The 20,007-nt window shown below is 60.3% G+C and carries 21 protein-coding genes; 5 read left to right on the top strand and 16 right to left on the bottom strand.

Translation table 11 applies throughout. The features are described from left to right. Nucleotides 1-26: 26 nt before the first annotated feature. Nucleotides 27-287 (bottom strand): YfhL family 4Fe-4S dicluster ferredoxin, encoded by a 261-nt coding sequence (locus tag JDW18_RS04605; protein ID WP_218242540.1) that lies wholly within the window; start codon nucleotides 285-287, stop codon nucleotides 27-29. A 300-nt stretch (nucleotides 288-587) separates the two neighbouring features. Here JDW18_RS04605 and JDW18_RS04600 point away from each other — a divergent pair, with 300 nt between their 5' ends. From JDW18_RS04600 to JDW18_RS04580, 5 genes are read left to right on the top strand one after another with little or no spacing between them, the layout of a single operon-like run. Beyond that, entirely contained in the window at nucleotides 588-1,550 is a 963-nt protein-coding gene (locus JDW18_RS04600) for an ABC transporter permease (protein ID WP_218242539.1), read from the top strand. Continuing rightward, the gene (locus JDW18_RS04595; RefSeq protein ID WP_218242538.1) at nucleotides 1,547-2,437 is read left to right on the top strand and encodes an ABC transporter permease; all 891 of its coding nucleotides are present in this window, start codon (nucleotides 1,547-1,549) and stop codon (nucleotides 2,435-2,437) included. The genes JDW18_RS04600 and JDW18_RS04595 overlap by 4 nt, the downstream gene beginning before the upstream one ends. 18 nt (nucleotides 2,438-2,455) lie before the next feature. Continuing rightward, nucleotides 2,456-3,493: an ABC transporter ATP-binding protein gene (locus tag JDW18_RS04590; protein WP_218242537.1), complete on the top strand. Its 1,038-nt coding sequence runs from the start codon at nucleotides 2,456-2,458 to the stop codon at nucleotides 3,491-3,493. Next, on the top strand, nucleotides 3,490-4,458 hold the full coding sequence (locus JDW18_RS04585) for an ATP-binding cassette domain-containing protein (RefSeq protein WP_218242536.1): 969 nt from the start codon (nucleotides 3,490-3,492) through the stop codon (nucleotides 4,456-4,458). Before JDW18_RS04590 ends, JDW18_RS04585 begins: the two co-directional genes overlap by 4 nt. Beyond that, nucleotides 4,458-5,945 carry an ABC transporter substrate-binding protein gene (locus JDW18_RS04580; protein WP_218242535.1) on the top strand — a complete coding sequence of 496 codons (1,488 nt, stop codon included), beginning with the start codon at nucleotides 4,458-4,460 and terminating at the stop codon, nucleotides 5,943-5,945. Before JDW18_RS04585 ends, JDW18_RS04580 begins: the two co-directional genes overlap by 1 nt. Nucleotides 5,946-6,092: 147 nt before the next feature. Here the strand turns inward: JDW18_RS04580 and JDW18_RS04575 are convergent, their stop codons facing one another. The 15 genes from JDW18_RS04575 to JDW18_RS04505 all read right to left on the bottom strand — a co-directional run bounded on the left by JDW18_RS04575 (nucleotide 6,093) and on the right by JDW18_RS04505 (nucleotide 20,006). Next, entirely contained in the window at nucleotides 6,093-6,740 is a 648-nt protein-coding gene (locus JDW18_RS04575) for a LysE family translocator (protein WP_218242534.1), read from the bottom strand. 72 nt (nucleotides 6,741-6,812) lie between these two features. Further along, entirely contained in the window at nucleotides 6,813-7,703 is an 891-nt protein-coding gene (locus tag JDW18_RS04570) for a DMT family transporter (protein WP_218242533.1), read from the bottom strand. A gap of 196 nt (nucleotides 7,704-7,899) precedes the next feature. Continuing rightward, entirely contained in the window at nucleotides 7,900-8,625 is a 726-nt protein-coding gene (gene folE, locus JDW18_RS04565) for a GTP cyclohydrolase I (RefSeq protein WP_218242532.1), read from the bottom strand. A gap of 227 nt (nucleotides 8,626-8,852) precedes the next feature. Further along, complete coding sequence (locus JDW18_RS04560; RefSeq protein WP_218242531.1) at nucleotides 8,853-9,617, bottom strand: endonuclease/exonuclease/phosphatase family protein; 765 nt, start codon at nucleotides 9,615-9,617, stop codon at nucleotides 8,853-8,855. 14 nt (nucleotides 9,618-9,631) lie between these two features. Beyond that, nucleotides 9,632-10,138: a dihydroneopterin triphosphate diphosphatase gene (gene nudB, locus JDW18_RS04555; RefSeq protein ID WP_218242530.1), complete on the bottom strand. Its 507-nt coding sequence runs from the start codon at nucleotides 10,136-10,138 to the stop codon at nucleotides 9,632-9,634. Nucleotides 10,139-10,374: 236 nt separating this feature from the next. Continuing rightward, complete coding sequence (aspS, locus tag JDW18_RS04550) at nucleotides 10,375-12,180, bottom strand: aspartate--tRNA ligase (RefSeq protein WP_218242529.1); 1,806 nt, start codon at nucleotides 12,178-12,180, stop codon at nucleotides 10,375-10,377. An 18-nt stretch (nucleotides 12,181-12,198) separates the two neighbouring features. Further along, the gene (locus JDW18_RS04545; RefSeq protein WP_218242528.1) at nucleotides 12,199-12,843 is read right to left on the bottom strand and encodes a DUF502 domain-containing protein; all 645 of its coding nucleotides are present in this window, start codon (nucleotides 12,841-12,843) and stop codon (nucleotides 12,199-12,201) included. Between the two features lie 14 nt (nucleotides 12,844-12,857). Continuing rightward, a complete protein-coding gene (locus JDW18_RS04540; protein WP_218242527.1) occupies nucleotides 12,858-13,124 on the bottom strand; it encodes an FmdB family zinc ribbon protein in 267 nt (88 codons plus the stop codon). A gap of 100 nt (nucleotides 13,125-13,224) precedes the next feature. Then, nucleotides 13,225-14,676, bottom strand: a complete 1,452-nt coding sequence (locus JDW18_RS04535) for a high affinity choline transporter 1 (RefSeq protein WP_218242526.1) — start codon at nucleotides 14,674-14,676, stop codon at nucleotides 13,225-13,227. 37 nt (nucleotides 14,677-14,713) lie between these two features. Next, nucleotides 14,714-16,282: a ubiquinone biosynthesis regulatory protein kinase UbiB gene (gene ubiB / locus JDW18_RS04530; protein WP_218242525.1), complete on the bottom strand. Its 1,569-nt coding sequence runs from the start codon at nucleotides 16,280-16,282 to the stop codon at nucleotides 14,714-14,716. Then, nucleotides 16,279-16,887, bottom strand: coding sequence for a hypothetical protein (locus JDW18_RS04525; protein WP_218242524.1), 609 nt, complete (start codon nucleotides 16,885-16,887; stop codon nucleotides 16,279-16,281). Before JDW18_RS04525 ends, ubiB begins: the two co-directional genes overlap by 4 nt. Before the next feature lie 138 nt (nucleotides 16,888-17,025). Continuing rightward, a complete protein-coding gene (locus JDW18_RS04520) occupies nucleotides 17,026-18,042 on the bottom strand; it encodes a Tim44 domain-containing protein (RefSeq protein WP_218242523.1) in 1,017 nt (338 codons plus the stop codon). A gap of 51 nt (nucleotides 18,043-18,093) precedes the next feature. Further along, nucleotides 18,094-18,825 carry a bifunctional demethylmenaquinone methyltransferase/2-methoxy-6-polyprenyl-1,4-benzoquinol methylase UbiE gene (gene ubiE / locus JDW18_RS04515; protein ID WP_218242522.1) on the bottom strand — a complete coding sequence of 244 codons (732 nt, stop codon included), beginning with the start codon at nucleotides 18,823-18,825 and terminating at the stop codon, nucleotides 18,094-18,096. 243 nt (nucleotides 18,826-19,068) lie between these two features. Beyond that, complete coding sequence (locus tag JDW18_RS04510; RefSeq protein WP_218242521.1) at nucleotides 19,069-19,488, bottom strand: gamma-butyrobetaine hydroxylase family protein; 420 nt, start codon at nucleotides 19,486-19,488, stop codon at nucleotides 19,069-19,071. A gap of 74 nt (nucleotides 19,489-19,562) precedes the next feature. Further along, entirely contained in the window at nucleotides 19,563-20,006 is a 444-nt protein-coding gene (locus JDW18_RS04505) for an HIT family protein (RefSeq protein WP_218242520.1), read from the bottom strand. Nucleotide 20,007 lies beyond the last annotated feature (1 nt).

Below are 20,007 nucleotides of genomic sequence, written 5' to 3'. Positions count from 1 at the left end.
GGTGCTCATTCACACCTCAAAAGGCATCAGTCTTCTTTCTTTGCCTGCGTCAGCAGCTCATATTTTTTGAGCAGCACTTCACGACTTTCCACAAACTCCGGGTTCACCGGGATGCAAGCGACGGGGCAGATCTGCACGCACTGAGGCTCATCGAAGTGCCCCACGCATTCTGTGCATTTGTGGGGATCGATTTCATAGAACTCTTCGCCCATGTAGATGGCATCGTTCGGGCACTCGGGCTCGCACACATCACAGTTGATGCATTCATCGGTAATCATCAATGCCATATCATCCTTTCCCCCTGAGGCGCTGCGCGCCTTCCCGTTGCACGGCGCCCCCAAAGGGGACGACACCATCGCTGCGGGGCGGCGGGGCCGCCTAGGCCCTTGCTTGGCTTCTCTGGCTTGGGCCGCGCCAATTTTCGCAGGCTTACGTTATTCGAAGCCGCATTATCGGGTGCGCCAAGAAACAGCGCTGCCCATCAGGCAAAGTCCGGGGCTGCAGCACAACGCGGCACAATTGCCGCTATGCTGCGCAGCACATTGCCTGCCTGCTCCCTTTTAAATAGATAAACCCCGCCTGAAGTCATGAGCGTCTTTCTGCTCAAACGTCTGCTCACCCTGATAGCCACCTTGATCGGCGCATCCCTGGTGGTCTTTGGCGTGCTTGAAATTCTGCCCGGCGATGCGGCCCAGATGCTGATGGGCCCCGATGCTGACCCCGAAGCCGTGCAGGCCATGGCACATCAACTGGGTCTGGATCAACCTGTGCTGACGCGCTACGGCCAGTGGATCAGCGGCCTGCTGCACGGTGATATGGGCACCAGCTATGCCTATGGCTCGCCCGTGTCGGAGCTGGTCTGGGAACGTCTGCTGGTGACCGTGCCCCTGGCGGTGCTGGCCATGGTTATCACCGCGATTCTGGCGATTACCGCTGGTGTATATGCTGCCGCACGGCACAAGCGCTGGGGGGATATTGGCGTCATGGGCCTGGCGCAGATTGGCATTGCCATCCCCAACTTCTGGTTTGCGATTCTTCTGATTCTGCTGTTTTCGGTGAAGCTGCAATGGTTCTCGGCGGGTGGCTTTCCGGGCTGGCGCGAGGAAGACGGCGGCGGCTTCTGGCCTGCGCTGCAGGCACTGCTACTGCCCGCCGTCTCTCTGGCCGTGGTGCAGGCCGCCATACTGGCGCGCATCACCCGCTCGGCCGTGCTTGAAGTGCTGCGCGAAGACTTTGTACGCACTGCACGCGCCAAGGGGCTGTCACGCCGCGCCGCGCTCTGGGGGCATGTGCTGCGCAATGCGATGATTCCCGTCATCACCGTCATGGGCCTGCAGTTTGCCAATCTGCTGGCAGGCACCATCGTGGTGGAAAACGTGTTTTACCTGCCCGGCCTTGGACGGCTGATTTTTCAGTCCATCTCCAACCGCGATGTGATCGTGGTGCGCAACTGCGTGCTGCTGCTGGCAGCCATGGTGGTTGTGGTCAATTTTGTGGTTGACATGCTCTACGCTGCTATCGACCCCCGCATTCAGGCCGGCGATATATGAGCGCGCCAGAATCCACTTCCTACCCCACGCGAGCCCTCAGCCGCCAGCAGCCACAAAGCCCGCTGCAGCGCGCCTTGCAGCACCACAGCTTTGTGCTGGGCGCTGTGCTGACCGCCTTGCTGATTGCCGCAGCCCTGCTGTCCTTTGTATGGACACCCGGCTCTGCCTACGACATGAACATGGATGCCGCCCTGCAGCCCATCAGCGCGCAGCACTGGCTGGGCACGGACGCCTATGGGCGCGATGTGGCCTCGCAGATTCTGATTGGCGCACGCGCATCGATTGCCGTGGGCCTGATTGCGGTTGGCATCGGCCTGGCGCTGGGCGTAGTTCTGGGCCTGATTGCTGCCGCCCGCCGTGGCTGGGTGGAAGAAATCATCATGCGGCTGGCAGATTTCACCTTTGCCTTCCCCGCCCTGCTCTCGGCCATCATGCTCACCGCCGTCTTCGGGCCGGGCATGGTCAATGCCGTCATCGCCATCGGTATCTTCAACATTCCCACCTTTGCCCGTATCACCCGCGCCTCGGCCAATGCCATCTGGGCGCGCGACTATGTGATGGCCGCACGCGCCTGCGGGCAAAGCCGCATGGCCATTACCTTGCGCCATGTGCTGCCCAATATCGCAGCAGTGCTGGTGGTGCAGGCCACGATTCAGTTCGCACTGGCCATTCTGGCCGAAGCCGCCCTGTCCTATCTGGGTCTGGGCACCCAGCCGCCTCAGCCTTCGTGGGGCCGCATGCTCAGCGAAGCCCAGACGCTGATGTTCCAGGCCCCCCTGCTGGCCGTCTGGCCCGGTGTGGCCATTGCGCTTTCCGTGCTGGGCCTGAACCTGCTGGGCGATGGTCTGCGCGACCTGCTGGACCCCAGGCTGAGCCGCGATCGCTGATGCCACAAGAGATGCGCCATGCCTTTGCTTGAAGTCTCCAACCTCTGCATACAGCTGCAAACCCCGCAAGGCCGCGCTCAGGCCGTGCGCGACGTGAGCTTTACTCTGGAGCGCGGCGCCACGCTGGGCCTGATCGGTGAATCGGGTTGCGGCAAATCGCTGACGGCTCTGGCCCTGATGGGCTTGCTGCCCGAGCATGCCCAGCTGGACGGCAGTATTCGCCTGGATGGCAAGGAGTTGCTGGACCTGAACGAGCGCCAGCTGTGCGCCCTGCGCGGCAACCGTATGGCTATGGTGTTTCAGGAACCGATGAGCGCCCTGAACCCTGTGCACAGCATTGGCCGCCAGATGGCAGAGCCGCTGCGCCTGCATATAGGCCTGAGTCGTGCCCAGGCCCGCGCCCGCGCCACCGAGCTGCTGGAGCGCGTAGGCATTGCCCAGGCCGCACAGCGGCTGGATGAATATCCGCATCAGTTCTCTGGCGGGCAGCGCCAGCGCATCATGATTGCCATGGCACTGGCCTGCGGCCCCGACCTGCTGGTGGCCGATGAACCCACCACCGCACTGGATGTGACCGTGCAGCAGCGCATCCTTGATTTGCTGCAGGAGCTGGTGGCCGAGCACTCCATGGCGCTGGTGCTTATCAGTCATGACCTGGGCGTGATTGCCCAGAATGCCGAGCAATTGCTGGTCATGTACGGCGGCACAGTGGTGGAATCGGGCATGACGGAAGCGGTTTTCCAGCGCCGCGCCCACCCCTACACCCGTGGCCTGTTTGCTGCGCGCCCCCAGCTCAATAGTGTGGGCAGCGGCCTTCACCTGCCCACCATTGCAGGCACAGTGCCAGAGCTGGTTGATCTGCCCGCAGGCTGCCCTTTTGCAGGCCGCTGCAGCTATACCCAGGATGACTGCTACCGCCTGCCACCTCCCCCGCTGACGCTGGATGCCCCCAGCTGCGCAGCCCCCGCCTCTCTGTCCTCGTGGCGCCAGCCCCATATCGTGCGCTGTCTGCATGAAGAAGCGCTTCAAGCCCTGCCCGCCGGAGACCAGGCATGAGCCAGTCTATTGCTACAAAAACAGAAGCTTCCAGCACACCACTGCTAAAGGTTAGCGGGCTAAAACGTGCTTATTCCAGACCTCGCACTTCTCTGTGGCGCGCCAGTGAACCACTGCAAGCCCTGCGCGGCGTGAGCTTTGAGCTGCCAGTCGGGCAAAGTCTAGGGGTGGTGGGCGAATCTGGTTCCGGAAAATCGACGCTGGCCCGCCTGGTCATGGCGCTGGACCAGCCCAGTGCAGGCAGCGTAGAACTGCTGGGGCGCAATCTGCACCAGTTGCCTGAAAAAGAGCTGCGTGCTGCGCGGCGCGATTTTCAGATGGTGTTTCAGGACCCCTACGGATCGCTGGACCCGCGCATGACGGTGCAGAAAATTCTGGTAGAACCTCTGGTCACACTGCCTGAAAAACTCAGCCCCGCAGAGCAGTTGCAGCGCGTACAGACCGTTTTGCAGCAGGTGGGGCTGCGTGCGCAGGATGCACAAAAGTACCCGCATGAATTCTCGGGTGGCCAGCGCCAGCGCATTGCCATTGCCCGCGCCCTGATGACCCAGCCGCGCCTGATCGTGGCGGACGAGCCTGTCAGCGCTCTTGATGTCTCTGTGCAGGCGCAGGTCCTCAACCTCATGCGCGATCTGCAGCAGGAGCTAGGCCTTTCATACCTGTTCATCAGCCACGACCTGGCCGTGGTGCAGCATGTCTGCGATCAGGTCATCGTGCTGTATCAAGGGGAAATTGTGGAGCGCGGCACACCGCAAAAACTGTTCAGCGCGCCAGAGCACCCCTATACCCAGTCGCTGGTGCGCGCCGCGCATCTCCTGACGGAAGTTAACGCTGATATGCCTGCTGACGGCAGGTACATCGCCATCTGTGGTGTAAAAAGGCATATGAAAAGCCCAGGCTTCACGGCATGGACTGAACCGCCTTTTGCGCGCCTGCAGGACGCGCTCCATCGGAGACTTTGTTAATGCTTAATCGCCGCTCCTTGCTGGCCAGCTCGGCTGCCAGCTTGCCCTTGTTCACTGCCTGGCCCGCGCTGGCACAGGCAAAGAAAGACAGTGTCACGCTGGCCATGACGCTGGAGCCACCAGGACTGGACCCCACCTCCGGCGCAGCTTCGTCCATTGCCGAAGTCGTGCACTACAACCTGTTCGAGACGCTGACCAAGATCAACTCGGACGGCAGCGTCTCGCCCCTGCTGGCCGAGAGCTGGGAAGTCTCTTCCGACCTCAAGACCTACACCTTCCGCCTGCGCAAAGGTGTGAAGTTTCACAACGGCGAACCCTTCAACGCCGCTGCCGTAAAGTTCTCGTTTGACCGCGCTGGCGCAGACAAAAGCACGAACAAGGACAAGCGCACCTTTGCCAACCTCAGCACCAAGGTCGCGGACGAGTACACCATCGTCATCACCAATCAGGACATAGACCCTGATTTTCTGTTTGTGCTGGGCCAGGCCACCTCCATCATTGTCGAGCCCAAAAGCGCGGCCTCCAATGCCACCAAGCCCGTGGGAACCGGCCCCTATGTGCTCAGCGCCTGGCGCAAGGGTGCATCGGTCACGCTGACCGCCTGGCCGCAATTTCGCACGCCGCAAAGCATTCGCATCAAGCGCGCCGTGTTCCGCTTCATTCCAGACCCGGCGGCCCAGGTTGCAGCCCTGCTGGCCGGTGATGTGGATGCCTTCCCGCGCGTAACGCCACGCAGCGTGCCCCAGTTCCAGCGCAACCCGCGCTTTCAGGTCGTGGTCAGCAACTCACGCGCCAAGACCATTCTGGCCATCAACAACGCGCGCAAGCCTTTGAACGATGTGCGCGTGCGCCGCGCCATTGCCGCCGCCATTGACCGCAAGGCTGTGATTGCCGGTGCCGCCGACGGCTATGGCGTGCCCATTGGCAGCTACTACGTGCCCACGGCCTTTGGCTATGTGGACACCACAGGCGTCAACCCCTTCGATCTGGAAAAAGCCAAGGCGCTGATGGCCGAAGCGGGCATCAAAACCCCTTTGAGCCTGACCATGACGCTGCCGCCCACACCCTATGCCCGCCAGGGCGGCGAGCTCATTGCAGCTCAGCTGGCCAAGATTGGTATTCAGTGCAAGCTGCAGAACGTGGAATGGGCGCAGTGGCTGTCTGGCACTTACACCAACAAAAACTACGACCTGTCCATCATTTCGCACGTTGAACCCTTCGACCTGGGCAACTTTGCCAAGCCGGATTACTACTGGGGCTACCACTCGCAGGAGTTCAACGAGCTGTTTGAAAAGGTCAAAGACACCCCCCGTCCCGCCGACCGCGCGCGCCTGCTGGGTGATGCGCAGCGCCTGCTGGCGAAGGATGCGGTGCACGGCTTCCTCTACACCCCGCAATGGGTGAGCGTGGCAGACAAAAAGCTACGCGGGCTGTGGAAGGACATGCCGGTGTTTGTGAACGACTTGTCGTCACTCTCCTGGGCGTGACTTTGATCTCCCCCTGAGGCGCTTCGCGCCTAGGCGGCCCCGCCTTCCCCCTCTCTCGCTTCGCGGGAGGGGGACTGCACCTTCGACTGGGCGTCCCCGCCGCGAGGCGGCTCTTGCTCGGTGCTCTGGCTTGTATCGCGCCAGCTTTTAGCGCTGCACCATGACTAGTCGCAGAGCTAGAGCGCCGAAAACGGTTGCTGCAATGCGGTTCAACCAGCGCTGAGCACGGGCAGATCGTTGCAGAATCTGCCCAAACAGGCCAGAGCCACAGGCAATGGAGCCAAACACCAGCAGCGTCGCCAGCATGAAGACGCTGCCCAGCACCATGACCTGCAGGCCCACACTGCCACGCGCAGGGTCGGCAAACTGCGGCAAGAAGGCCAGAAAGAAGATCAGCACTTTGGGGTTGGTCAGATTCATGACCGTGCCACGCCCCACCCAGCGCAGGGCACCACGCAGGGTCAGCACATCGCGCTGGGCCTGCGCTGCCGTGGTTTCTTCCACGCTGACCGGAGCATTCCACGCACCCCAGGCCAGGTAGGCCAGATAGGCAGCGCCACAGAGTTTGAGCGCGGTAAACAGCATGGGCGATGCAGCCACCACCGCCGCCAGCCCCAGCGCCACGGCCGTGGTGTGCCCCACAATGCCAAGACACAGGCCCAGCACCACGCACAGGCCCACACGCCAGCCGCGCTGGGCCGATTGCACCAGCACAAACAGGTTATCCGGGCCGGGGCTCAGCCCCAGCAGCACGGCAACCCCGAAGAATGTGAGCAATACATCCCAGCTTGGCATGTTCAAATCTCTCTTAAAACAATAGCTGCCTGCGCTTGATGGGCAATGGGTTCAGGCACTTTTTATTAAAACTCAGCCCAATCCCAGCGCAGTCACACCCAGCGCAATCATGATGGCGCCCACAATGCGCAAGGCCCGGTCCCCCTCGCCCAGCAGCTTGCCGCCAATGAGGGCTGCAAACAGCATGGAGACTTCACGCGCAGGCGCAACATGCGAGATCGGTGCGCTTTGTACCGCGTACAGCACCAGCACATAGGCAATCGGACTGAAGAAGGCCACCACAGCGGCATAACGCCACTGCACACGCCACAGGCGCTTGGTCTCGGGCCAGTCCTTGGCAGCCAGCGGGGCCAGAACGACCAGACGAATCAGGTTGCCCACATAGTCCACCAGAATCGGCGACATCAGCAGCATCTTGACCGCATAGCTATCCACCACCGTATAGCTGGCAATGAACATGCCCGTAAGCAAGCCATAGTAAAGCCCGGCCAACACACGCTGGCGGGCCTCCACATCCTTGCCGTCACGAATGGCCACAATCATGCGCGGGCCACCTGCGATCAAAAACACGCCCAGTACCACGCCAGCAATACCGGCAGCGCCCAGCGTGGAAATCTGCTCGCCCAGAAACAGCACCGCCACCAGCGATGACATCAGCGGGCCGCTGCCGCGTGCCAGTGGATAGACCACCGTCAGGTCTGCCATGCGGTAGCCGCGCAGCAGCACCACAAAATAAGCCACATGCAGCAGGGCACTGGCGGTTACAAAAGCCCACTCCATCCAGCCCCAGCCGGGCACCACATCCTTGCCCAGCCACCAGCCCAGCGGTGCCCAGATCAGCGCGTTGCAGACCGAGACATAGAGCGAAAAGCGTGCATCGCCCCCCGCCTTCTTAGCCACAATATTCCAGCCCGAGTGAATCAGGCCAGCCAGAATAATGAGAGTGAACGCTTGCAGCGACATAAAAGCCAGAAATACAAAAGGCCGCGCGACGCGCAGCCTTTTTGAGAGGAAAAATTCAGTGGCTCATCTGGCTGAACATGGCCAGTGCGTGATGTGACTGGCGCAGCACATGTGAGGGACACCAAGCAAGAGCCGCCTCGCAGCGAAGGTGTCGTCCCCCTTCGGGGGAAGGCGCGAAGCGCCACAGGGGGCTCATTTATTTTCTAGCGGCAATAAGCGACAGAAACTCACGGCGCAGTTCGGGGTTGGTGAGGAAAGCACCGCGCATCACAGAGTTCAGCATCTTGCTGTCCATCTCGCGCACACCGCGCCAGGACATGCAGAAGTGCGAAGCTTCCATCACCACCGCCAGACCATCGGGGCGGGTCTTGTCCACAATCAGGTCAGCCAGCTGGATGATGGCTTCTTCCTGAATCTGCGGACGGCCCATGATCCAGTCCACCAGACGGGCATACTTGGACAGGCCAATCACATTCGTGTTCTTGTTGGGCAGCACGCCAATCCAGATCTTGCCGATCACGGGGCACAGATGGTGGCTGCACGCGCTGCGCACGGTGATGGGGCCGACGATCATCAGCTCGTTCAGGTGCTCGGCGTTGGGGAATTCGGTAATCGCAGGCTGTGCCACATAGCGGCCGCTGAACACCTCGTTCACATACATCTTGGCCACACGGCGGGCCGTGGCGCGGGTGTTGTGGTCGTGCTCTGTGTCAATGACCATGGAGTCAAGCACGCCCTGCATCTTCTCCTGCACTTCGTCCAGCAGTTTCTCCAGCTCGCCGGGCTCGATGAATTCGGAAATATTGTCGTTGGCGTGAAAGCGCTTGTTCGCTGCCTGCAGCCGCTCGCGGATCTTGACCGAAACGGGCGTGCCTTCGTCGGTCTGCTTGTCTTTTTTCATGTCGGCGAGTTCTCTGAACATGGCAGTCATGGTACCAGTGAATCAACCACCCGATGCCCCAAAGGATTTGCCATCCAAATGCAGGTTTACAAGGCGCTGCAAGCTATGGTTTCAGTAGCACCCACCGTCTACAACGGTGCAACACAGAGAAGCCGAGCAAGAGCCGCCTCGCGGCGAAGGCATCGTCCCCCTCCCCTAGCGCGAAGCGCGTAGAGAGAGGGGGAAGGCGCGCAGCGCCTCAGGGGGTGCTACAACTGAAACTCTGCAATCAACGGCAAATGGTCCGACATGCGCCACCAGATGCGGCCCTTGGGCACTTGCAGACCCAGTGGCCTGAGCCCACGCACATAGATATGGTCGAGCTGCGCAATCGGCAGGCGTGAGGGATAGGTCAGAGCCCCACGATCGCCCTCAAATTCAAACAGGCCGAAACCGGCCAGCATGCGCTTGATCTGGTTGCCCCAGTCGTTGAAGTCGCCCGCCACCACCAAAGGCGCGTTGGGCGGCACTTCGCGCTCGATAAAGCGGTGCAGTTGTGCAATCTGGCGAATACGGCTGCCGTGAATCAACCCCAGATGCACCACGATGGAATGCACGCGCTTGCCATGAATATCCAGCTCCACATGGAGCAGGCCGCGCTGCTCGAAGCGGTGGTCGGAAATATCCTCGTGCTGGTAGCCAATCACCGGCCAGCGGCTGAGCAGCGCATTCCCGTGCTCGCCATCCTTGGTATAGGCATTGGTCAGATAGACGGACTCATAGCCTTCGGGCGCCAGGTACTCGGCCTGCGGCACATCGGGCCAGCGGTCAAAGTAATTGGCCTCCTTGCGGTTCATCTTGCGCACTTCCTGCAGGCAGACGATATCGGCATCCAGTTGCTCTACCGCCAGTCCCAGGTTATGTATTTCCAGGCGCCGGGCCGGGCCCAGACCTTGCACGCCTTTGTGGATGTTGTAGGTGGCCACACGCAGAATCGGCGAATCTGCGGCGGTTGACAACTCAATTTCAGACATAGGCTCTGACTTCTTCATGACTGCTGCGCGCGCTTTGCGGCGTCGGGAATCTCCGGCGCAAAACGCGGCAGCTGCAAAATGGCTTCGGCATTGGAAGCGGAAAAACAGCGCTGAGCTGCGTCGCGCCAATCATGCCAATCATGTGCGGTGTGCTCTCTCGGATTCAAGTGCACAGGCATGTAGGACGGTACACGCAGCCCAAAAACTCTTTCGTGGTTTTGCCAGACCCCTGGCGCATAACGGTGTTGCCACTCTGGATAGATGGTGTAGATGTTCTCAAGTTCCCAGTCCGTCAGCTGGCATCCATCGGCCTGGGCATCGATGCCGGTCTCTTCCTGCACCTCGCGCACGGCCGTCTCGCGCCAGTCTTCATCCAGGCTGTCTTTGCTGCCTGTGACGGACTGCCAGAAAGGCTCGCCGCCGGGCGCCGCCACCGTGCGGCACAGCAGCAGAACCTGCCCGCTGTCACGGTAGATCACAACCAGCACTGACTGCGGAATCTTGTAGGGCTTGACATCCATCAGCCCATATTAGCCTGCTAACGATGACAGCTGGCTGAGTTACCTGCACGCTTGATAAGCATCAATCTTCATAGCTGCAAGCGCCTGTCACTTAATGAATTCAGACATCAATCATGCAAAAACCCAATATCAACCTGCGCTGGCAGCTCTCAAAATGCAAGCAATAAAAAAGCGCCAGCCGCTTTCGCGAACTGGCGCTTTTCGCAAACTGCCGCAAGGGCAGCTGGCAGAGGAACTTAGGCCTCGGTGGTCTTCACGGCCACGTTGCGCAGCTTGATGTGCAGCTCGCGCAGTTGCTTCTCGTCCACGGGCGAAGGAGCTTGCGTCAGCAAGTCCTGGGCGCGCTGGGTCTTGGGGAAGGCGATTACGTCGCGGATCGATTCGGAGCCGGTCATCAGCGTGATCAGGCGGTCCAGACCGAAGGCCAGGCCACCGTGGGGAGGCGCGCCGTATTGCAGCGCATCCAGCAGGTAGCCGAACTTGGCGCGTTGCTCGTCGGGGGTGATGTTCAGGGCAGCAAACACCTTGGCCTGCACGTCGGCGCGGTGGATACGCACCGAGCCACCGCCCAGTTCCCAACCGTTCAGCACCATGTCGTAGGCCTTGGCGATGCACTTGCCGGGGTCGGACACCATCAGCTCTTCATGGCCATCCTTGGGCGATGTGAAGGGGTGGTGCACAGCCGCCCAGCGGTTGTTTTCTTCGTCCTGCTCGAACATGGGGAAGTCCACCACCCACAGCGGTGCCCACTTGTTCTCGAACAGGCCGTTCTTCTTGCCGAATTCGCTGTGACCGACCTTCAGACGCAGAGCGCCGATGGAGTCGTTGACGATCTTTTCCTTGTCAGCGCCAAAGAAGATCAGATCGCCGTCTTGTGCGCCGGTGCGCTTCAGGATTTCGGCAATCGCTGCATCGTGCAGGTTCTTGACGATGGGCGACTGCAGGCCTTCACGGCCCTTAGCCACTTCGTTGACCTTGATCCAGGCCAGGCCCTTGGCGCCGTAGATCTTTACGAACTCGGTGTAGCCGTCGATCTCGCCACGCGAGATGTGGGCGCCGCCGGGCACGCGCAGGGCCACCACACGGCCGCCCTTGGTGGTGGCGGGGGTGGAGAAGACCTTGAAGTCCACGTCCTTCATGCAGTCGGTCAGCTCGGTGAACTCGAGCTTGACGCGCAGGTCGGGCTTGTCCGAGCCAAAGCGGAAGGCTGCATCCTGGTAGGTCATGATGGGGAATTCGCCCAGATCCACGTTCAGTTGGGTCTGGAACACTTCCTTGATCATCTGCTGGAAGATGGCGCGGATTTCTTCTTCGTTCAGGAACGAAGTTTCGCAGTCGATCTGCGTGAATTCAGGCTGGCGGTCAGCGCGCAGGTCTTCGTCGCGGAAGCACTTGGTGATCTGGTAGTAGCGGTCATAGCCGGCCACCATCAGCATCTGCTTGTACAGCTGGGGCGACTGGGGCAGCGCGAAGAATTCGCCGTCATGCACGCGCGAAGGCACCAGATAGTCGCGAGCACCTTCGGGTGTGGACTTGCCCAGCATGGGGGTTTCGATGTCGATGAAGCCCAGCTTGTCCAGATAGTTGCGCACCTGGATGGCGGTCTTGTAGCGCAGCATCATGTTGCGCTGCATCACGGGGCGGCGCAGGTCCAGCACGCGGTTAGTCAGGCGCACGGTTTCCGACAGGTTGTCGTCGTCCAGTTGGAAGGGAGGCGTGACGGAAGCGTTCAGCACGGTCAGCTCGTGGCACAGCACTTCGATCTGGCCGCTCTTGAGCTTGTCGTTGGTCGTGCCTTCGGGACGGGGACGCACCAGGCCCTTGACCTGCACGCAGAACTCGTTGCGCACGCCTTCGGCGGTCTTGAACATGTCGGCGCGATCGGGGTCGCACACCACCTGCACATAACCTTCGCGGTCGCGCAGGTCGATGAAAATCACACCACCGTGGTCACGGCGGCGGTTCACCCAGCCGCACAGGGTCACGGTTTCGCCCATTTGGGCTTCGGTCACCAGACCGCAGTATTGAGAACGCATTGCCATGAAAAGTCTTCCTGCACCTTATGGGTGCGACAAGGTTGTTTGTTTGGATTCTTCGATCGCAGCGAGGTCTGGCGGAGCCACCACGCCCATCGAAACAATGTATTTGAGCGCAGCATCCACGCTCATTTCCAGCTCAATGCACTCGCTTCTGCGCACCAGCACAAAGTAACCACCCGTGGGGTTAGGCGTGGTGGGCACGAAGACGCTGACATAGTCATCGCGCAGCAGCGCAGCCACTTCGCCGCTGGGCTGGCCGGTGACGAAAGCCACGGTCCAGACACCTTCACGCGGCCACTGCACCATCACGGCCGTGCGAAACGCGTTGCCGCTGTCCGAGAACACCGTATCCGAGACCTGCTTGACGCTGGAGTAGATGGAGCGCACCACAGGGATGCGGCGCACCAGCGCATCGCCCCAGCCCACCAGCTTGCGGCCGATGAAGTTGCTGGCAATGCCGCCAACCAGCAGCAGAATCAGCAAAGTCAGAATAACCCCGAAACCGGGGATATGCATGCCGATCACCCGGTCGGGCTGCCAGGCCTCGGGCAGGATTGCCAGAGTTTGATCCAGCGTTCCGATGATCCAGTTGAGCACACCCAGCGTGATCACCAGCGGAACGATGACCAGCAGACCAGCAATCAGCCACTTGCGCAATGCAGACATAGTGCCTCAGAGACTCAGGAGTTAGCGGTGGAAGAAGCGGCTGCAGGCGCAGCCGTGCTGTCGCTGGACGAAGAAGTGCTTGCAGACGGCTTGCTGCCGCTGTTCTTGAAGTCCGTGGCATACCAGCCAGAACCCTTGAGCTGAAAGCCCGGAGCGGTGAGCTGCTTGGAAAAGGCCTCGGCCCCGCAAGCTGGGCACACGGTCAGCGGCGCGTCCGAGATTTTCTGCAGCACATCCTTGGCATGACCACAGGAGCCACACTTGTATGCATAGATAGGCATAGCGCTAAAACGAGGGAAGTGCAAAAACCCTCAATTATAGGCGCCGCCCCTTGTTTTGCTGCATTGCAGCGACATCTCCGACAACGCCCCAAGTTCAGATTCAGGCTTTGGCCTGTGCGTAATCCTCAATTTCACGCTGGTGGTTGCTGATCCACTGTGGCAGCAGCGACCCCGCCAGCATTCCGAAGACTGCCCCCAAAAGACCAGCCAGCTGCTGTGGGAAAGCCGTGTTCAGCGCTGGGGTGACCATGAAGATCAGCCACACACCAATGCCCAGCACCACGGCGCTGATGGCGCCCTGGGTGGTTGCGCGCTTCCAGTACAGACCAAAGACCAGGGGCACAAAAGCCCCCACCAGCGGCACCTGATAGGCGCTGGCCACCAGTTCATAAATGGGCGTGCCCTGCATGATGATGGAATAGGCCAGCACGCAGGCCGCAAACACCAGCACGCTGATACGCATGGTGCGCAGATTGTCCTTGTCCGTGGTGTAGGGGCGGAACTGGCGCCAGATGTTTTCGGTAAAGGTCACGCTGGGGGCCAGCAAGGTGGCCGAAGCGCAGGACTTGATGGCCGACAGCAGCGCGCCAAAGAACAGCACCTGCATGGCAAACGGCATCTTGTCCATCACCAAAGTCGGCAGCACTTTTTGCGGATCGTCTGCCAGCAGCGCGGTGGCTTCGGTGGGCATGATGATGAGTGCGCTGGCCACCAGAAACATGGGCACAAAGGCAAAGATCACATAGCAGGCACCGCCGATGATGGTGCCGCGCACGGCAGATTTCTCGGTATCTGCCGACATCACGCGCTGAAAAATGTCCTGCTGGGGGATGGAGCCCAGCATCATGGTCACAGCCGCGCCGATGAAGAACACGATCTCATGCAGCGAAGGCTCGGGCAGGAACTTGAACAGGTCGCGGCTGGTCGCCAGATCCACCACCTTGCCTGCACCACCGGCCATGTCACCCGCAAAGAAGGCCAGCACCAGCAGGCCCGCCACCAGAATGATCATCTGCACAAAGTCTGTCACCGCCACCGACCACATGCCGCCAAACAAGGTGTAGACCAGCACCGACAGAATGCCAATCGTCATCCCCATCGGGATGCTGACCGCGCCACCGGAGAGCAGGTTGAACACCAGCCCCAGCGCCGTGACCTGGGCCGAAACCCAGCCCAGATAGCTGAGCATGATGATGAGGGAGCAGACGACCTCGATAGAGCGGCCATAGCGCGCACGGTAGTAATCGCTGATGGTCAGCAGATTCATGCGGTACAGCTTGGCTGCGAAGAAGCAGCCCACCAGAATCAGGCACATGCCCGCGCCGAACGGGTCTTCCACCAGCGCATGCAGACCGCCTTCGATGAACTTGGCAGGCACACCCAGTACCAGCTCCGACCCGAACCAGGTCGCAAACGTGGTGGTGATGATCATGTAGAGCGGCAGATGACGCCCGGCAATGGCAAAGTCAGCCGTGTTCTTTACCCGTCTGGCTGCCCACAGGCCAATGCCTATGGTCACAAACAGGTAAGCAATCACCATTGAGAGCAGCACGCTGGCACTCCTGTTGCAAAAAGTGGGGTTGTTTTTCTTAGAAGCGGATGCGCAGCAGAACCTGCAGCACCACCAGACCAATCACAAAGCCAATGCCGCCACAGAGAATGGCCTGCAGCAGACGGTTCGTGGTCTTTTGTTGTTTGAGCAGCTCTTTGAGCAAGTCATCGTGCTCGCGGTCTGCGCCCTGTCTGGACAGGTACTGGTGCAGCACACGCGGCATGTCGGGCAGGATTTTCGCGTAACGCGGAGCCTGCGCCTGAATTTCGCGCCACAGGCGCTGCGGGCCCATCTGGTCCAGCATCCACTTCTCAAGAAATGGCTTGGCCGTGCTCCACAGATCGAGGTTGGGGTCCAGCTGACGGCCCAGGCCTTCGATGTTGAGCAGGGTCTTCTGCAGCAGCACCAGCTGAGGCTGAATCTCGACCTGAAAGCGGCGCGATGTCTGGAACAGGCGCATCAGCACCATGCCCAGCGAGATTTCTGCCAGAGGGCGGTCGAAATACGGCTCGCACACGGCGCGAATGGCGGCTTCCAGCTCTTCCACACGGGTGTTCGCTGGCACCCAGCCAGATTCCACGTGCAGCGCGGCGACACGCTTGTAGTCGCGGCGGAAGAAGGCCAGGAAATTCTGCGCCAGATATTCCTTGTCGAACTCGGTGAGCGTGCCGACGATGCCAAAGTCCAGCGAGATATAGCGCCCGAAGGTTTCAGGCTCCAGGCTGACCATGATGTTGCCCGGGTGCATATCGGCGTGGAAAAAACCATCGCGAAACACCTGGGTGAAGAAGATGGTCACGCCATCCCGCGCCAGTTTGGGGATATCCACACCGGCTTCGCGCAGACGCTCCACCTGGCTGATGGGCACGCCCTTCATGCGCTCCATCACCATGACATCGGTGTGGCAGTAGTCCCAGAAAATCTCGGGCACCAACACCAGATCTAGCCCTTCCATATTGCGGCGCAGTTGCGCGGCATTGGAGGCTTCCCGAATCAAGTCCAGCTCGTCGTGCAAGTAGTTATCAAACTCTCCAACCACTTCCTTGGGCTTGAGGCGCTTGCCGTCGCTGGAGAGACGCTCCAGCCAGCTGGCCATCATGTGCATCAGCCCCAGGTCCTTGTCGATCACGGACTTCATGCCCGGGCGCAGCACCTTGACGGCCACATTGTGTTCCACGCCAGCCTTGTCACGGATCACGGCAAAGTGAACCTGGGCGATGGAGGCACTGGCCACCGGCTGGCGGTCAAAGCTCAGAAAAATCTGGTCGATCGGCTTGCGAAACGCGCGCTCAATCGTATCCACCGCGATTTGCGAGTCGAATGGCGGCACGCGGTCCTGCAGCTTGGCCAGCTCTTCTGCCACATCAGGCGGCATCAGGTCACTGCGTGTGGACAGCACCTGACCGAACTTCACGAAGATGGGCCCCAGTTCCTCCAGCGCCTCACGCAGGCGCTGGCCACGCGGCTTGTCCAGCTTGCGGCCAAAAGTCAGAACGCTGCGCAGGCTGCGCAGCCATGGGTGGGGCAGACCGGAGAGCACCAACTCGTCCAGTCCATAACGGAACACCACCCAGAGGATGGCCCAGCCTCGCAGAAAACGGCTCATAGCTGTGTGTGATCGACGCCGGGCATGGACGCCACGGGTGCAGAGCTGCCAGGGGCAGATTCTGCAGAGGCCGCAGACTTGCCGCCCATGCGTGCACCGACAAACTGACGCAGACCCTGAGAAGCCGTGCGCGCCACCTTGGCGATGGTGTGTGCGGGCACATCACCAATCACGCGGGCCAGGTCTTCTTCCACATCCCACTTGACGTTGTCCACCAGCCAGTTGATCTCGGCTGCGAACTGCACATCGCCTTCAATGCGAATGGAAGGCTTGTCACCACGCAAAGCGGTCTGGGCCAGGGAGAAAGGAGAAGTCTCGGTCACTTCCAGCATCAGGTCAGGCGTGGACTCTTCGGGAGCCACATCAAACAGACCTGCAGGGGTCACCATCAGGGCGATGGAGTATTGGCGCCATTGCACGCGTGCAATGCGGCCTTTCTGACGCACGAGACGATCGGTTGCCTCTTTCTCCTGCATCAGCACGTGGTTGAGGAAAAGCACCAGACGCTGGTGCATTTCACTCACCAGCCATTGGGGAGCCTGAGGTCCGGCCATCACGCGTTCGACGAGACCGCCCAGAAAAGAAAAAGGGGACTGTGTTGCCATAGTCCCCGATTATTCATGAAATTGATTCCCCCCTGTGGCGCTTTGCGCCTTCCCCCTGAGGGGGACGGCACCATCGCTGCGGGGCGGCCCTTGCTGGGTGCCCCTCTGTTGGGGCATGCCAGTTCAAGCCGTCGCTGCTTATTGCAGTGCTTGCACGCCGGCGACCAGCCAGCCGCTGGAGCCGCTCTTGGGCTTGGTCATGTTCCAGACTTCGCGGAAGGGGCTTGGGCCTGCAGAGGCTTCTTCGCGGATCATGCCGGAGAATTCGACGCTGGCCATGTAGTCGTTGCCCAGGTCTTCGATACCCAGCAACTGGGCATCAATCATCAGCACTTCCGTGTGGTTGGGCGAACCACCGCGCTGGCTTTCGCGCTCGCTCAGCTGGTTGCGGATTTCCGACAGCATTTCATCGGTCATCATGGCGCGCAGCGATGTGATATCCGAGCTATCCCAGGCCGCCTGCAGAGACACAAAGTTGCGCTTGGCTGCAGTGAGGAAGCCTTCGGCATCAAAACCGGGAGGCACACCCCAGCTTTGCGAGCCAGACAGGGCCGAGCCAATCATGGAACCACCGGCTGCAGCGCCAGCGGCTTCAGGCAGATGGTTTTGCTCCCATGGACGGGCCGATGCGTCATTGCCAATCTTTTCAGGGTTGTACTGACGGGCCTGAGGGGCATTGATATTGCCACCCAGATTGCCAGCACCTGCGGGGGCGGCGCCCTGGAATGCAAAGGGGCTGCTACTGGCTTGCGCTGCAGGCGCGGCCTTGCGGCGGCGCATGATCATGCCGATCACCACCATGACCACCATGGCCAGCAGACCGAACATCAGCATATTGGCAAAGGCTTCACCCATGCCCAGCGAGTTTGCCAACCAGGCCAGACCCAGACCTGCCGCCAGGCCACCCAGCATGGCGCCCCAAGGCTTCTTGGGTGCTGCAGCCGGTGTTGCAGGCGTTGCGGGACGGTTTTGCTGGGCTGCGTTTTGCGCAGGAGCCTGCTGAGGGTTCTGAGCGGGAGCACGAGAAGCTTCACGCTGAGTGACATTGCCAGACTGTTTGCCAAACGACGAGCCACCGCCCATGCGTTTTGCATCTGCCTGGCCATGGGCCACAACCAGCATTGCCACCAAGGCAATTGACCAAAGTTTTTTCATCTCATCTCCCTTCTTCTGGAAAATCGCTACAAATCCGCGCACAAGGCGCTCTTAACACTTGATTCCCACATGCAAGGCACAGATGCCTCCAGTCATGTTGTGATAGTCCACATGGCCAAAGCCGCATTGCTGCATCAGGGCCTTGAGTTCCTTCTGGCCGGGGTGCATGCGGATGGATTCAGCCAGATAGCGGTAACTTTCGGCATCCCCAGCAATCAGCTTGCCCATGGCCGGCAAAACCTTGAACGAGTAAAAGTCATAGGCTTTTTCCAGGGGCTTGGCCACCTTGGAAAACTCCAGCACCAGCAGCTTGCCGCCAGGACGCAGTACACGGTTCATTTCCTTGAGCGCCGCATCCTTGTGGGTCATGTTGCGCAGGCCAAAAGCCACGCTGACCAGATCAAAATGGTTGTCAGGGAAAGGCAGCTTTTCAGCGTCGCAAACCAGCGTTGGCAGGATCACGCCCTTGTCCGTCAGGCGGTCACGCCCCACGCGCAGCATGGCTTCATTGATATCGGTGTGCACCACCTGGCCGGAAGTTCCCACTTTTTTGGAAAATGCCAGTGCCAGGTCACCAGTGCCGCCAGCGATATCCAGCGCCTTGTCGCCTTCCTTGAGGTTGGCCACCATCAGGGTGTAGGCCTTCCATGCGCGGTGCAGGCCACCGGACATCACGTCATTCATGACGTCGTATTTGGAGGCCACGGAGTCGAACACACCGCGTACGCGCGATGCCTTCTCGCTTTCATCAACAGTCTGGAATCCGAAGTGTGTGGAGCTCATAACAAAGAATGCTAAGCAGGCAGTGCTTGCGCGTACAGCGACAACCCCGTATGACTACAGGCTTTGAAGCACTATGGTTTTTCAAGGAAATTCGCCCGCAGCGCTTATTAGATAAGCGCTGCAAGCTATTGGAAATATAGCACCAGCCTCAATAACCCTGCGCATGACGCATGGGGCATGTGGTGGCTACAGGACATTGCTGCACGCTTTGGTTCGCTGCAGCAAGCCTGTGCAGGTCAAATATCAATGCACGCTGCAGCCATGGCCGCCCGCACCTTTTTCCGGCATGGGCGTATCACGGTCAAGGCCGGCATCCTGCAGACGCTCCAGATATTGCTGCCACAGCGCATCCTGCTGGCTGCCCAGCTGATAGAGGTATTCCCAGGTGAACAAACCGCTTTCATGGCCGTCGCTAAAGAACGGCTTGATGGCGTAGTTGCCCACAGGCTCAATCGTGCTGATGCCCACATTGCGCTTGCCGGTCTGCAGCACTTCCTGGCCGGGGCCGTGGCCTTGGACTTCGGCAGAAGGCGAATACACGCGCAGCAGCTCAAACGGAATACGGAAGGTCTTGCCGTCGGAGTAAGAAACTTCCAGCACGCGCGATGCACCATGCACGGTCAGTGACTGGGGGGTGGGAGTATCGGCTTGCAATCCGGCCATGGCTCTCTCCTATTCAAAGCATAAAAGGGCAGCCTCGGGCTGCCCTTTGGATCTCCTGACGGAGATCAAAAATATCAGGCAGCAGCCCAGAGACTCAGGGCCAGCTGCAACTGCGCATCGACCTGCGGTAAACGCTGGGCAAGCTGGGCTTCACGCAACGGGTCACGTTCTCGTACGGCAGGCGCCCAGACGGAAGCGGGAAAGTGGCTATCCCAGTCATACCGTGCAATCACATGCCAGTGCAGGTGCGCCACCATATTGCCCAGGGCCGCCAGATTGATCTTGGTGGGCGCCAGTTGCTCGCGCAGCACACGCTCCACCAGCGCCACGGCATCCATGCAATGAATACGGTCCGTTGCACTCAGGTCCGAAAACTCGGCAGCATGCTCGGCCCAGACCACACGATAAAAGGCAGGAAAGCCCTCTTCCGCAGCCCGAATCACACGCAGCTTCTCGCCGCGCCAGATCAAGGTGCCGCCATCGGTGCTGCACAAAGGGCAATTGTCTTGATGATTCATG

Origin of the sequence: Comamonas fluminis, from assembly GCF_019186805.1 — a bacterium.
Taxonomy (GTDB): domain Bacteria; phylum Pseudomonadota; class Gammaproteobacteria; order Burkholderiales; family Burkholderiaceae_C; genus Comamonas; species Comamonas fluminis.
Note: the sequence above shows the minus strand (reverse complement) of the source record. Positions and strands in the feature narration are given on the sequence as shown.

Coding starts and splice junctions, on each gene's coding strand:
- JDW18_RS04520 (WP_218242523.1), bottom strand. CDS start 18,042: ATGAAAAAACTTTGGTCAATTGCCTTGGTGGCAATGCTGGTTGTGGCC.
- folE (WP_218242532.1), bottom strand. CDS start 8,625: ATGTTCAGAGAACTCGCCGACATGAAAAAAGACAAGCAGACCGACGAA.
- JDW18_RS04570 (WP_218242533.1), bottom strand. CDS start 7,703: ATGTCGCTGCAAGCGTTCACTCTCATTATTCTGGCTGGCCTGATTCAC.
- JDW18_RS04590 (WP_218242537.1), top strand. CDS start 2,456: ATGCCTTTGCTTGAAGTCTCCAACCTCTGCATACAGCTGCAAACCCCG.
- JDW18_RS04560 (WP_218242531.1), bottom strand. CDS start 9,617: ATGTCTGAAATTGAGTTGTCAACCGCCGCAGATTCGCCGATTCTGCGT.
- JDW18_RS04580 (WP_218242535.1), top strand. CDS start 4,458: ATGCTTAATCGCCGCTCCTTGCTGGCCAGCTCGGCTGCCAGCTTGCCC.
- JDW18_RS04545 (WP_218242528.1), bottom strand. CDS start 12,843: ATGTCTGCATTGCGCAAGTGGCTGATTGCTGGTCTGCTGGTCATCGTT.
- JDW18_RS04585 (WP_218242536.1), top strand. CDS start 3,490: ATGAGCCAGTCTATTGCTACAAAAACAGAAGCTTCCAGCACACCACTG.
- nudB (WP_218242530.1), bottom strand. CDS start 10,138: ATGGATGTCAAGCCCTACAAGATTCCGCAGTCAGTGCTGGTTGTGATC.
- ubiB (WP_218242525.1), bottom strand. CDS start 16,282: ATGAGCCGTTTTCTGCGAGGCTGGGCCATCCTCTGGGTGGTGTTCCGT.
- JDW18_RS04525 (WP_218242524.1), bottom strand. CDS start 16,887: ATGGCAACACAGTCCCCTTTTTCTTTTCTGGGCGGTCTCGTCGAACGC.
- JDW18_RS04600 (WP_218242539.1), top strand. CDS start 588: ATGAGCGTCTTTCTGCTCAAACGTCTGCTCACCCTGATAGCCACCTTG.
- JDW18_RS04505 (WP_218242520.1), bottom strand. CDS start 20,006: ATGAATCATCAAGACAATTGCCCTTTGTGCAGCACCGATGGCGGCACC.
- JDW18_RS04595 (WP_218242538.1), top strand. CDS start 1,547: ATGAGCGCGCCAGAATCCACTTCCTACCCCACGCGAGCCCTCAGCCGC.
- JDW18_RS04540 (WP_218242527.1), bottom strand. CDS start 13,124: ATGCCTATCTATGCATACAAGTGTGGCTCCTGTGGTCATGCCAAGGAT.
- JDW18_RS04605 (WP_218242540.1), bottom strand. CDS start 287: ATGGCATTGATGATTACCGATGAATGCATCAACTGTGATGTGTGCGAG.
- JDW18_RS04575 (WP_218242534.1), bottom strand. CDS start 6,740: ATGCCAAGCTGGGATGTATTGCTCACATTCTTCGGGGTTGCCGTGCTG.
- aspS (WP_218242529.1), bottom strand. CDS start 12,180: ATGGCAATGCGTTCTCAATACTGCGGTCTGGTGACCGAAGCCCAAATG.
- ubiE (WP_218242522.1), bottom strand. CDS start 18,825: ATGAGCTCCACACACTTCGGATTCCAGACTGTTGATGAAAGCGAGAAG.
- JDW18_RS04510 (WP_218242521.1), bottom strand. CDS start 19,488: ATGGCCGGATTGCAAGCCGATACTCCCACCCCCCAGTCACTGACCGTG.